Consider the following 12,579-nt stretch of genomic DNA (forward strand, 5'->3'; position numbering starts at 1 on the left):
CATTGAGCTAAAGCCGCTGGCGCGCCGGTATTGCTGGCTATCGGCGCCGCGCGCCAGTCGGGGGATTAATCGATCAGGAGCGCATCGCGCTCGCGGTGTGGGAGGAATGATGACGAGTGGTGTGGGCGGGCTGAAGGTCCGCGTGGCGGCGAAGCACGACGACGCCGTGGGCATTTGCAGTTTTGAACTGGTTCCAGCGGATGGCGGTGCGCTGCCGGCTTTCTCGGCGGGTTCGCATATCGACGTGGCGGTGCCGGGCGGGTTGACGCGCCAGTATTCGCTGTGCAATGCACCAAACGAAAGCCATCGCTACCAGATCTCGGTGCTGCGCGATCCAAAATCGCGCGGCGGTTCGGCCGGGATGCACGATCGCGTGCAGGTCGGAGATGAATTGACGATCAGTCATCCGAAGAATCACTTCCCGCTTGCCCATGAGGCAAGGCATAGCCTATTACTCGCGGGCGGCATCGGCGTGACGCCGATCCTCTGCATGGCGGAACGGTTGGCGGCGATCGGAGCGTCGTTCGACATGCACTACTGTACGCGTTCGCGTGCACGTACCGCATTCGCGCAGCGCATTGTCCATGCACAGTTTGCGCAGCGCGTGCAGTTTCATTTCGATGACGGAATGGACAGCCAGAAGCTTGACCTTGCGGCGCTGCTCGCACAGCCGGAGTCGGGCACGCATATGTACGTGTGCGGGCCCAAGGGCTTCATGGACGTCGTGCTGAGTACCGCACGAGAGGCTGGCTGGGCGGACGCGCAGTTGCACTACGAATTCTTCGCGGCCGACGCGCGGGAAACGGCTGGCGACGAGCGCTTCGAGGTGGAGATCGCGAGTTCGGGGCAGGTGGTCGTGGTCGGGAAGGACGAGTCTGTCGTAGCGGCGCTGATGAAGGCTGGCATCCAGATCGAGACGTCGTGCGAACAAGGCGTATGTGGCACATGCCTCACGCGCGTGCTCGCGGGCGAGCCGGAGCATTTCGATGCCTACCTCACGCCCGACGAACGGGCGGCCAATGATCAGTTCCTGCCGTGCTGCTCGCGCTCGAAGTCGGCGCGGCTGGTTCTCGATCTGTAGACGCGCCGGACCGGTGCGCCGCGGGAGCGGCGCACCGACCGTACTCAACTTCGCTATCCAACCCCGGCACGCAACACGCACTCCCGCAATCGGTCAATCTACCGCCCGGTCCGCACTGCTTTACGCGGACTCGGTCAGCAAGCGCCGGTAGTGGGGCAGTGAGCTAAAGAGCAGCCATGCCGCGAGCGCCGACGCGATCGTGCATACGATAGCGATCGAATGCCCGACCATCTTCGGATTACCGAACACATGATCGGTCATCAGCGCGATCAGCGTCGGGCCTGCACCAAAGCCGATCAACTGAGCGACGAACGAGTAGAGGGCGCCTACGGTGCCACGCATGCGGCTCGGCGCGACGAGTTGCAGCGCCGCGCTCATGCAGCCCGTGGGCAGGCTGAAGAAAAAGACGGTGCCCGCGGCTGCGGCCAACGTACCCGTCGCGCCAGGTGCGAACGGAATGCTCGCGCAGCAGAGCATCATCGGAATCATGGCAAGTGCGGCGGTGCGTAGCGGCGCATCTTGATAGCCGCGCTTTTCGAACTGACGGGCGATCCAGGGCCCAATGAGCGCGCCGGCAATGCCGAAGCCGACGACCAGCACGCCGAAGCGAAATCCGACGAGCGCGGCCGGCATCCCATGCGTGCGAATCAGATACGTTGGCATCCACGCCGGCATGCCGAGCACGACGATCGCCAGCATGCCTACGCCAAGCAGTATGCGCACATAAAACCCGCGTTGCTGCCAAAGGTAGGCGGCCGCATCTCCGGTCGTGAATTGCCGGTCGTCCGCGCGCTCGCTGTTCACGCTGCTGCGCACGGGTTCGCGTACGGTGACCACGACCAGCAGCGCGAAGAGAATCCCGGGCAGTCCGATCAGCACGAACGCGAGCTGCCAGGTCTGGAACTGCGCGAGGATCGGGAACTGCTGATGAAGCGCGCGCGCGAATTCGATCACGAAACCGCCGGCGACGAGCGAGAGGCCGCCGCCGAGCATCGGTCCGAGAATGAAGATGCTCATTGCGCGCGCCATTTGCTTAGCCGAAAAGCAGTCGGCGATCACCGAGAGCGCGAGGGGGAATACACACGCCTCGCTCGCGCCGACGCCAAGCCGTGCGATGAAGAGCCCTTCGTACGTATCGGCCTTGCCGCACAGCGCGGTGAAACCGCACCACAGACAGATGCAGACCACGAGAAGATTGCGCCGGTTAGTCAGGTCGACGAGCCGTCCGAATAGCGGCGATGCGACCAGGTAAGCGGAAATGAACGCGATACCCTGGACGAGGCTCAGTTGCGTGTCGGAGATGACCAGCGAACGCTTGATGGGCTCGACCAGCAGGTTGAGGAGTTGCCGGTCGATGTAAGCCAGAGAGTACGCGAGCGTCAGCACCGCGAGTATGTACCAGGCCTGTCCGCTGTCGTGGATTACGCGAGCCGGGGATGGCTGTGCTAGCGCTTGTTCGTTGCTGCCGGCGCCGTTGGACGGCAAGTCGTTCGTGGTGTTGCTCATTGCTCCTCCGATACGTTCAATTAAATATCACGCGACGTTAACTACCTAACGTTTGGTAGTGTGGTGTGCGGAGAGACGATGTTCCATGCGTGTTATCCATGAGCCGACCGGATTGCCCAGCGTGTTGCGGGGCGCGACGCAACTTGCGCGCCCGTTTCGGGGTTGGTGTAAACCCCCAATGACATTGTCTTCATCAGCGCCGAAACTAACTACCAGTTGTTAGGTAAAACCTGACGGCACTCAGTTGAACCCATCGACAGGCCGAGATAGACATGACGACGCAGATGAAACCCATACGCTCCTTCCTCTTTGTTCCGGGAAACAAGTCGACCTGGATCGAGAAGTCCATTACCTCCAGGGCCGATGCACTGATCCTGGATCTGGAGGACAGCGTGCCGCCGCCGCAGAAAGTCGAAGCGCGCGAGATCGTCAAGTCGAAGCTCGCCTGGCTGGCGGAGCAAAAGCAGCGTATCTGGGTGCGCATCAACCGCAGCGCGCACCTGTACGACTTCGACGACATCCTGGCCATCGTGAGCCCCGTGGTCGAGGGCATCGTGATCTCCAAGCCCTGCGGTCCCGAAGACATTCATACGGTCTCGTCGATGCTGGCCGAGGCGGAGTATCGCGCGGGTGTCGAGGTGGGTCACACCAAGGTGATTCCGCTGCTGGAGACCGCCCGCTCGCTACAACTGGCCTACGAAATCGCCCAGCACGAACGTGTGCCTGCCATCGTGGGCGCCACGGCCAAGAACGCCGATGTAGCCCGTGCGCTCAAGACCGTCTGGTCGCTGAACGGGCGCGAGACCCAGTACCTCAAGTCGCGCGTCGTCATGGCCGCGCGCGCCGCGGGCAAGCTGCCCATTGGCGGTGTCTGGCAGCAGGTGCACGATCTCGAGGGGCTCAAGGAATCGACGGCCAACGACCGCCAGCTGGGCATGAGCGGAGAGTTGGTGCTACATCCCTCCAACGTGGAGATCGTCAACCAGGCCTATAGCCCCACCGAGGAAGAAGTGGCCTTTTATCAGGGGATGATCGACGCGCTGAACAAGGCTCAGGCCGAAGGCCGCGCCTCGTGCATCTACGACGGCGAGCACATCGACATTGCTCACGCGAAGACGGCGCGCGAAATCATCGAACTCGCGCAGTCGTTCAACGGTTGATCGCCAACGAGACTATCAGGAGAAACAAAATGGCAGGCCTTTACTTCGAAGAATTCAAGCCCGGCATGGTGATCGAGCACGCCATCCGCCGCACCGTCACCGAGACCGACAACGTCCTGTTCTCGGCGATGACCTACAACTGCGCGCCGCTGCATATCGACGCCGAGTACAGCAAGAACACCTTCTACGGCCAGCGTCTCGTGAACAGCATGTTCCTGCTCGCGCTGGTGGCCGGCATCACCGTGTATGAAACCACGCTGGGCACCACGCTCGGCAACTTGGGTTTCGGCGAAATCGCCTTCCCCAAGCCCACGTTCCACGGCGACACCATCCGCGTCGAGACCGAGATTCTCGAGACGCGTCTCTCGAAGAGCCGCAAGGATTCGGGCATCGTCACTTTCAGGCACGTTGCGAAAAACCAGCGCGACGAGATCGTGTGCACCGCGGTTCGCACCGGCCTGATGATGCTGCGTCCCGCCGAGGCGGCCTGATTACCTATTTGCAGGAAGAGCGAAGCCATGGACTACCAACTCAGCGCCGATCAACATGCCATCGTTGATGCAGCGGAAAAAATCTGTGCGGACTTTCCGCTCGAATACTGGCGCAACAAGGACAAGAACCACGCGTTCCCGCACGAGTTTTTCGCGGCCGTCGCCAGCGGCGGCTGGCTCGGCATCTGCATGCCCGAGGAGGTGGGCGGCGCGAATCTGGGCGTGACCGAGGCCGCGCTCTTCATGCGCACGGTTGCCGAGTGCGGCGGACAAGCGGCCGCGTCCACCATCCACATGAACATCTTCGGCTTGCAGCCGGTCGTGCATTTCGGCTCGGACGCGCAGAAGAAAGCGTGGCTGCCGCCGTTTGCGCGCGGCGAGCACAAGGCGTGCTTCGCGGTCACCGAGCCGGACACGGGGCTCGATACCACCAAGCTCAAGGTGGTGGCGAAGAAACAGGCCGACGGCAACTACCTGATCTCGGGAAAGAAGGTTTTCATCTCGACCGCGCAGGTTGCCGACCACATGCTGATCCTCGCGCGCACCACGCCGATCGAGGAAGTCAAGAAGCATAGCGAGGGCCTGAGCCTGTTCTACACCAAGCTCGACCGCGACTACGTCGACATTCGCGAGATCGACAAGCTGGGCCGCGCCGCCGTCGACACCAACGAGCTTTTCATCGATGACCTGCCGGTGTCGAAGGACGCGCTGATCGGCGAGGAAGGCAAGGGCCTGAGCTATATCTTCCACGGCATGAACGCCGAGCGCGTGCTGGTCGCGGTCGAGCAGGTCGGCATCGGCCGCGCCGTGCTCAAGCTGGCCACGCAATATGCGAAGGAGCGTATCGTGTTTGGTCGTCAGATTGGCCAGAATCAGGGCGTCCAGCATCCGCTGGCGCGCAACTGGGCAGAGCTCGAAGCGGCCAATCATATGATCTTCGCGGCAGCAGATCTGTACGACAAGGGGCTGCCTTGCGGTTCCGAAGCCAACGCGGCGAAACTGCTGGCTTCCGAGGCCTGCATGAATGCCTGCCAGACGTCGATTCTCACGCACGGCGGCTTCGGCTACGCGAAGGAGTATCACGTGGAGCGGTTCATGCGCGAGGCCTGGATCGGCTACATCGCACCGGTCACGCCACAGCTCATCCTGTCGAACATCGCCGAGCGCAAGCTTGGCTTGCCGAAGTCATATTGAGTTGGAAAAGATTCAGGAGACAGGCATGTCGGCTACACGACCCCTCGAAGGTATTCGGGTTCTCGATTTGACCGTGGCGCTCGCCGGACCCTACGGATCGCTGTTGCTGGGCGGTCTGGGCGCCGAAGTCATCCGGGTGGAATCGCCAGGCGGCGGCGATATCGCGCGCAACAACCCGCCCTATGTCGGCAAGGAGGGCGTGCACTTCGGTGTCAGGCGCGAGGACGAGGTGTCGCTGACGATTCTCAATCGCGCACGCAACAAGAAAAGCATTACGCTCGATCTGAAGTCGGAGCAGGGCCTGGCGCTGTTCATGGAACTCGCCAAGGAGTGCGACGTGGTCATCGAAAACGCCAGCGAGGGTGTTACGGCGCGCCTGGGCGTGGACTACGAGAGCGTGCGCCGCGCCAACCCGAAGATCGTCTATGCGTCGATCAAGGCGTTTGGCGAACCCAGTCCGTACCCGAAGCTCAAGGGCATGGACATCATCGTGCAGGCGCTGTCGGGCATCATGGACGTGACCGGTTTCGCCGACGGCCCACCCACGCGCTCGGGCCTCCCGATGGCCGACCTGATCGCACCGCTGTACGCCGTCAACGGCATCCTTGCCGCGCTGATCCACCGCGGCAAGACCGGCGAGGGGCAACTGGTGCAGGTGTCCATGCTCGACTGCCTCTCATCGATGGTGGCCGAAGAGCATTTCGACGTGTTCGTCGGGCACGGCTATCCCAAGCGCTCGGGCAACTTCCACGATCGGCTCGTGCCGTTTGGCGTGTACGGCACGCGCGACGGCTACGTGGCCATGGTGGCGTTCCAGCCCGACTGGTTCCAGAACTTGATGGAAGCCTTGGGCCGGCCCGAGATGGCGAAGGATCCGCGCTACGCCACGCGCGGTCCACGCATGAACCATGCGGCCGAGCTCAACGCCATGATCGAAGAGTGGACGCGGCAGCGCAGCACGGAAGAAGTCATCCGCGAACTGCAGGAAAAGCGCGGCGTGCCGGCCGCCGCCGTGCGCTCGCCGCTCGACGTGCTCAAGGACCCGATGCTGCAGAAGCGCGGCGCCGTGGTGAAGCTGGAGCATCCCGGACTCGCCGATGTCGAGGCCATGGGCATGGGGCTGCCGATCAAGTTTTCGAAGACGCCTGTGCAGTTCGATCAGCCTGCACAGGAGCTGGGCGCCTCCAACGACGAGATCTACCGCAGCCTGCTCAAGCTCCCGGAGGACCGGCTGCAGCAACTGCGCGACGAGGGAGTGATCTGAGCATGTCCGCCGCCCCAGCCCATTCATCGCGTTGCGGCCCGCTCGCCGGCATCAAGGTCGTCGAGATCGCGGGCATCGGCCCCGGTCCGCTGGCCGCCATGTTCCTCGCGGACCTCGGTGCCAACGTCATCCGTGTGGAGCGCAAGGAGCCCTCGGGTCTCGGCGCGCCGAGACCCGTGCAGTTCGACCTCGGACTGCGCAACCGCAAGTCCATCCGCGTGGACCTGAAAGATCCGGCCGCCGTCGAGATGACGATGGAATTGATTGAAGAGGCCGACGCGCTGATCGAAGGGTTTCGCCCCGGCGTGATGGAGCGTCTGGGCCTCGGGCCCGATGCGTGCCTCGCGCGCAACCCGCGCCTAGTCTATGGCCGCGTGACCGGCTGGGGACAGGACGGGCCGCTTGCCCAGGTGGCTGGGCACGATCTGAACTACATCTCCATCACCGGCGCCCTGCACGCCATGGGCCGCGCGGGGCAGGCGCCCACGCCGCCGCTCAATGTGCTGGGCGACTACGCGGGCGGCTCGCTGTACCTGGCTTTCGGTTTGCTCGCAGGCATTCTGGAAGCACGCGGCTCAGGCCAGGGCCAGGTGGTGGATGCCGCCATGGTGGACGGCGTGGCCTCCATCATGACGGTCACGCTGGGCCTGCATGCGGCGGGCATGCTCGGCAAGGAGCGCGGCACCAACCTGCTCGACACTGGCGCGCCTTTCTACGAGGTCTACGAGTGCGCCGATGGCAAGTACGTCAGCGTAGGACCCATCGAGAGCAAGTTCTACAAGCTATTGCTCGAAAAGCTCGAATTGCAGGACCACCCGCTGCTGCAAAAGCAGATGGACCGCGAGCGGTGGCCCGAGGCCAAGCAGGTGCTGGCCGCCAAATTCAGGGAGCGCACGCGCGACGAGTGGGCGCGGCAGCTCGGCGAGCTCGACGTGTGCCTCGCGCCCGTGCTCGACTTCGACGAGGCGCCGCGCCACCCGCATCTCGAGGCGCGCGGCACGTTTATCGATCTCGACGGCGTGACGCATCCCGCTCCCGGCCCGCGCTTTTCGCGCACGCCTGCCGCGCGCCCCGAACCGCCCGCCGCACTGAACACGGACAACGCCATTGCCGCGCTACAGGGCTGGCTGTCCGAGGAAAGCATCGACGCCTGGCGCGCCCAGGGCACCTTCGTCTGAGGCTGCGGCATCCATGCGCAGCCGCGCGCTGGGCAAGGACTGAAGAACCCGTAAGGACTCCACTGAAATGACATCGCATACACCCGATCTCGCTGCGCTCGATCGCCTGACCAACGGCCGCTCGACCTGCCGCGCTTATCAGAACAAGGCCCTGGATGCCGCATTGATCCGCAGCATCGTCGCCATGGCGGGCCGCTCGGCCTCGTGGTGCAACGTGCAGCCGTGGCAACTGGTCATCACCGAAACCCTGGAAAGCACCGGGCGCTTTCGCGAGGCGCTGATGGAGCGCGCGCGCAGCCACCCGGAAAACGAGTCCGATCTGCCGTTTCCGCCGAGCTACGAAGGCATTTATGGAGAGCGTCGGCGCGGCGCGGGCATTGCCCTGTATTCGTCGCTGGGCATCGGCCCGAAGGACACCGAGCGCAGCACCCAGCAGGCGTTGCGCAACTTCCGCATGTTCGATGCGCCGCACGTCGCCATCGTCACGGTGCCGGTGGAACTGGGACCTTATGCGCTCGTCGACGCGGGCGGCTTCATTGCCTCCTTCCTGCTCGCGGCCTATGCCCACGGCGTGGCCACCACGCCGCAGGGCGCGCTGTCCCGCCACGCGCATTTCGTGCGCGAGTATTTCGGCATTCCCGATACGCAGCACATGGTCTGCGGCATCTCGTTCGGCTACGCCGAGGTCGAGCATCCGGTCAACCGGTTCCGCACCACGCGTGCCGGCGTGGACGATCTGACGCGCTTCGCCTGAACGCCGCAGGCAGACAAACGGGGAGGGGAGCGCCATGACATTGCTGATCGACCACCCGGCGCCGCGCGTGCGCCGCCTCACGCTGAATCGCCCCGAGCGGATGAACGCGCTCGACGGGCACACCTTGCAGGCCCTCAACGACGCGGTGCGCGACTGCGCGGCGGCGGGCAGCGAAGTCAAGGTGCTCGTGATCAGCGGCCGCGGCCGTGCCTTCTGCGCGGGCAACGACCTCAAGTGGCTCGCGAGCGGCGTGCTGGCCGACCGCTCCGCCCATATGCGTCACCAGGACCTGATGCAGGACACCTACGAGCGCCTCGAGGCCGCGCCGCAGATCGTTCTGGCGAGCGTCAACGGCTTCGCCCTGGCGGGGGGCTTCGAACTGGCGCTGGCCTGCGATCTGACCATCGCCGATGAAGCGGCGCAGATGGGCGACGAGCACATTCGCCGTAACCTGCTGCCGAGCGGCGGCAGCTCGCAGCGGCTGCCGCGCAGGCTGGGCCTGCAGCGCGCCCTGTACTACCTCGTCACGGGCAGGCGCATGACCGGCCGCGAGGCGGTGGAACTGGGCCTCGCCGTGCAGGCGGTGCCCGCCATGCAACTGGAGACGGCCACGCTGGAACTGGCGCGGGAAATCGCCCAGGCCGACGCGCTGGCGCTCGCCTCCATGAAGCAGCTGGCGCGACGCTCGATGGAATTGCCCCTCTCCGATGGACTGCGCTACGAGCGCTGGATGCAGCACTGCTATCGCACGCAATCGCCGTCTCTGGAGGCGGGCGTGCATGGCTTTGCCGGGACTGGCGGGGACTGAGGAGCTTCAGCCGCGCTGGCTGCGAAGCGGTCTGTCCGATAACCGCTAGAGACCGCTCGAACAATCCGCCAACTGCGCTTGCAGGCGCATGGCCGCTTCCTTGAGCGCGGGCGCGATACGCTCGCGCTCGGCCTGCAGATCGAAATCGACGTCCGCTTTGCCGCAGCTCATGCTCATGAGCGTGCCTTCGCGGCCAAGGCGCACCGGCAGCGCCACGCCAAAGGTGCTGCGCTGGAAGCCGCCCAGCACCGCGCAGGTGCCGGTGGCTTCGAGTTCGTCGAAGGAGGCGCGAATGGCGTGCTCCAGCGCTTCGCCCTGCGGTCCCGCACGACGCTTGTGTTCTTCGATCAAGTGCCGCTGCTCTTCGGCGGGCAGTCCCCAAAGATAAGCTCTCCCGATGGAAGTGGTGCTCATCGGCAGCACGGAACCGATGCCGAGCCGCAGCGTGGCGACCTTGCGGCTGACGCGGTAATCGACGTAAAGCATGTCGATGCCGTCCTGGATGCTCAAGGCCACCGAAACATCGAGCCGGTCGGCCAGGTCTTGCAGCAGAGGCTGCGCCGCTTGCAGCAGTTCGTTGGTCGCCAGGTAAGCGTGGCCTATCCCGAGCGCACCGATGGAGAGCTCGAATTCGCGCTTGCCGGGGACGAGCCGCAGGAAACCCGCCTGTATCAGGGTGGAGGTCAAACGCGAGACCGTGGCTTTGGAGAGCCCGGTGCGCCGCACGAGTTCCGCGTTGCTCAGCGGCGCCCGATTCGACCGGAACGCGCGCAAGACTTCCAGCCCGCGCTCCACCGTCATCAACGTCGAACTATCGGGTACCGGACCTCTAGGCAAGCTCATGACAATGTCCTCGAATGCTGGATTTCCTGCGCCATGCGGACCAGCGCCGGCCCGAGTTCGCGCTCGCTGCGCGCGCGGCCGACGAGCATGGCCGGCCCCATGCAGCTCACGGCCAGGGGCGCCTCTCCGGGCAACTGCACCGGGGCGGCCACGATGGTCATGGGTTGGCCCGATTGCCCGAGCGCTACACAGAATCCGCCTTCCCGCACTTGCCCGATGGCCTCGCTGGGGCGGCGGCCCAGGTGTCCCCACTTCTCGCTCCAGTCGCAGGACGGCATACGTTCCGCATTTCTAAGCAGATAGTCGCGCTCGGCTTCGGGCAGGCCGGCCAGCAGCGCCCAGCCGGCGGCGGACGATGCGAGACCCAGCCGGGTCCCGATCGCCGGCTGCAGCGAGGCCGGGATCGTGCTGGTGCAGCAACTGTCGATGACGACCACGTCCAGCCGGTTTCGGGCGCACAGATGAACGTGCACGTGGTGGCGCTCGGCAAAGAGATGCATGCGCTGATGCGCGGCTTCGTGGATTTCGATGTCGGCCGCGGCGCGGTAGCCCAGCGCCAGCGCCGAAGGGCCAAGGCGAAAGCGCCGTTTGCCGCTGTCGCAGCACAGATAGCCTAATGCGAGCAGGGTGCGCGTGAGGCGCGTCACGGTCGATGCCGGGATGCGCGCGCGCTCGGAGAGCTCGCTGTTGCAGAGCCAGCGGTCCTCGGCTGTGAACGCGGAAAGAATGGCAAGGGCGCGAGCAAAGGGCGTCACCACCGGGCCGTGTTTGACAGCCCCCGCGTTAGGCAATGCATTGACATCGGGGGAGTATGAACGATACATGGGGCGTCTCTACGAAACACGTTCATCAAACTAACGATCATTAGAATTCGAGCGCCGATCCATGTCGATTGGGGTTTACTCCTTGCTGGCCGGACGCCGGGCGGTGACCGCTATCGGGGCGCGACGGCCAGCGGTTTTCCGCGCCCGGGCTATTGCGCCTCGCGGATCATGTTGCGGGCGATGACGATCTGCTGGATCTGCGTCGTGCCCTCGTAGATGCGGAACAGGCGCACATCGCGGTAGAAGCGCTCGATGCCGTACTCGGCCATGTAGCCCGCGCCGCCGAAGATCTGCACCGCGCGGTCGGCCACGCGGCCGCACATTTCCGAAGCGAACAGCTTGGCGCACGAAGCCTCGGTGCTCACGGGCAGCTTGGCGTCGCGCCGGCGCGCGGCGTCCAGCACCATGCTGCGGGCCGCGTAGATCTCCGCACGGCTGTCGGCCAGCATGGCCTGCACGAGCTGGAACTCGGCGATGGGCTGGCCGAACTGCTTGCGCTCCATGGCGTAGGACAGGGCCATGGAGAGCATGCGCTCGGCCACGGCCACGCAAACGGCGGCAATGTGGATGCGGCCCTTGTCCAGCACCTTCATCGCGGTCTTGAAGCCCACGCCTTCCTTGCCGCCGATGAGGTTGGCGGCCGGCACGCGCACGTTGTCGAAGATCACGTCGCAGGTATGGGCGCCTTTCTGCCCCATCTTCTTGTCGCGCTTGCCGAAGCTGATGCCGGGCGTTTTGGCATCGACGATGAACGCCGAGATGCCGCCCGAGCCCTTGTCGTCCGGGTTGGTGCGCGCCATCAACGTGAAGATGCCGGCTTGCGGCGCATTGGTGATGAAGCGTTTGGTGCCGTTGACCACATAGTCGTCGCCGTCCCGGATGGCCGTGGTGCGCAGCGAGGCCGCGTCGGAGCCGGACTCGGGCTCGGTCAGCGCGAAGGAGGCGATCAGCTCGCCCGTCGCGAGCCGCGGCAAGTACTTTTCCTGCTGCTCGGGCGTGCCGTCGAACAGAATGCCCTGCGAGCCGATGCCCACCGTGGTGCCCAGCAGCGAGCGGAATACCGGCGAGGCGCGGCACAGTTCGAATACGGCCAGCACCTCTTCTTCCATAGTTAGCTCGAGGCCGCCGAAGCGCTCGGGAATCGTGAGGCCGAACAGGCCCATGGCCTTCATGTCGGCCACAATGTCTGCGGGAATTTCGTCGGTTTCCGCGACTAGCTCCTCATTGGGCACGAGGCGTTCGCGCACGAAGCGGGAGATGGAGTCGAGCAATCCGTTGAGCGTTTCCTGGTCGCGAATCATGTCGGGGTGTCAATCAGTCGATGGGGATGGCCCATGCTGCGTCAGCCCGAGGCGCGAGGCAACGGATTTGCTTCGTTTGTTCCGGAAAATGGAATTCCCCTTGTTTGATGGGCATGGGTGTTCGCCGACACGCGCAGGCCCGTGCCGATAATAACGACGAGGCCGTTTCTGCCAA

12 protein-coding genes are annotated in these 12,579 nt (G+C 64.6%); 8 read left to right on the forward strand and 4 right to left on the reverse strand.

Going from position 1 to position 12,579, the window contains the following annotated elements; all coding sequences use genetic code 11:
• The first annotated feature begins 109 nt into the window (after positions 1–109).
• Entirely contained in the window at positions 110–1,081 is a 972-nt protein-coding gene (locus tag EYW47_RS23170; RefSeq protein ID WP_133197229.1) for a PDR/VanB family oxidoreductase, read from the forward strand.
• A 120-nt stretch (positions 1,082–1,201) separates the two neighbouring features.
• Here EYW47_RS23170 and EYW47_RS23175 read toward each other — a convergent pair whose 3' ends face one another.
• Positions 1,202–2,587 carry a spinster family MFS transporter gene (locus tag EYW47_RS23175; RefSeq protein WP_133197167.1) on the reverse strand — a complete coding sequence of 462 codons (1,386 nt, stop codon included), beginning with the start codon at positions 2,585–2,587 and terminating at the stop codon, positions 1,202–1,204.
• 272 nt (positions 2,588–2,859) lie between these two features.
• On the opposite strand from EYW47_RS23175, the gene EYW47_RS23180 reads away from it, so the two are divergent.
• The 7 genes from EYW47_RS23180 (at position 2,860) to EYW47_RS23210 (ending at position 9,436) form a co-directional block, all read left to right on the forward strand.
• A complete protein-coding gene (locus tag EYW47_RS23180) occupies positions 2,860–3,747 on the forward strand; it encodes an HpcH/HpaI aldolase/citrate lyase family protein (protein ID WP_133197168.1) in 888 nt (295 codons plus the stop codon).
• Positions 3,748–3,776: 29 nt separating this feature from the next.
• The gene (locus tag EYW47_RS23185) at positions 3,777–4,238 is read left to right on the forward strand and encodes a MaoC family dehydratase (protein ID WP_133197169.1); all 462 of its coding nucleotides are present in this window, start codon (positions 3,777–3,779) and stop codon (positions 4,236–4,238) included.
• Positions 4,239–4,265: 27 nt separating this feature from the next.
• Positions 4,266–5,432 carry an acyl-CoA dehydrogenase family protein gene (locus tag EYW47_RS23190; protein WP_133197170.1) on the forward strand — a complete coding sequence of 389 codons (1,167 nt, stop codon included), beginning with the start codon at positions 4,266–4,268 and terminating at the stop codon, positions 5,430–5,432.
• Between the two features lie 25 nt (positions 5,433–5,457).
• The gene (locus EYW47_RS23195; RefSeq protein WP_133197171.1) at positions 5,458–6,696 is read left to right on the forward strand and encodes a CaiB/BaiF CoA transferase family protein; all 1,239 of its coding nucleotides are present in this window, start codon (positions 5,458–5,460) and stop codon (positions 6,694–6,696) included.
• A gap of 2 nt (positions 6,697–6,698) precedes the next feature.
• Positions 6,699–7,874, forward strand: a complete 1,176-nt coding sequence (locus EYW47_RS23200) for a CaiB/BaiF CoA transferase family protein (protein ID WP_133197172.1) — start codon at positions 6,699–6,701, stop codon at positions 7,872–7,874.
• Positions 7,875–7,941: 67 nt separating this feature from the next.
• Positions 7,942–8,628, forward strand: coding sequence for a nitroreductase family protein (locus EYW47_RS23205; protein ID WP_133197173.1), 687 nt, complete (start codon positions 7,942–7,944; stop codon positions 8,626–8,628).
• A 34-nt stretch (positions 8,629–8,662) separates the two neighbouring features.
• Positions 8,663–9,436 carry an enoyl-CoA hydratase/isomerase family protein gene (locus EYW47_RS23210; RefSeq protein ID WP_133197174.1) on the forward strand — a complete coding sequence of 258 codons (774 nt, stop codon included), beginning with the start codon at positions 8,663–8,665 and terminating at the stop codon, positions 9,434–9,436.
• A 45-nt stretch (positions 9,437–9,481) separates the two neighbouring features.
• Here EYW47_RS23210 and EYW47_RS23215 read toward each other — a convergent pair whose 3' ends face one another.
• From EYW47_RS23215 to EYW47_RS23225, 3 genes are all read right to left on the reverse strand, one after another.
• The gene (locus EYW47_RS23215; RefSeq protein WP_133197175.1) at positions 9,482–10,279 is read right to left on the reverse strand and encodes an IclR family transcriptional regulator; all 798 of its coding nucleotides are present in this window, start codon (positions 10,277–10,279) and stop codon (positions 9,482–9,484) included.
• Positions 10,276–11,037: an IclR family transcriptional regulator gene (locus EYW47_RS23220; RefSeq protein WP_240763871.1), complete on the reverse strand. Its 762-nt coding sequence runs from the start codon at positions 11,035–11,037 to the stop codon at positions 10,276–10,278. The genes EYW47_RS23215 and EYW47_RS23220 overlap by 4 nt, the downstream gene beginning before the upstream one ends.
• Before the next feature lie 215 nt (positions 11,038–11,252).
• Positions 11,253–12,404 (reverse strand): acyl-CoA dehydrogenase family protein, encoded by a 1,152-nt coding sequence (locus tag EYW47_RS23225; protein WP_133197177.1) that lies wholly within the window; start codon positions 12,402–12,404, stop codon positions 11,253–11,255.
• Positions 12,405–12,579 lie beyond the last annotated feature (175 nt).

The organism is Paraburkholderia silviterrae (genome assembly GCF_004353915.1).
Taxonomy (GTDB): domain Bacteria; phylum Pseudomonadota; class Gammaproteobacteria; order Burkholderiales; family Burkholderiaceae; genus Paraburkholderia; species Paraburkholderia silviterrae.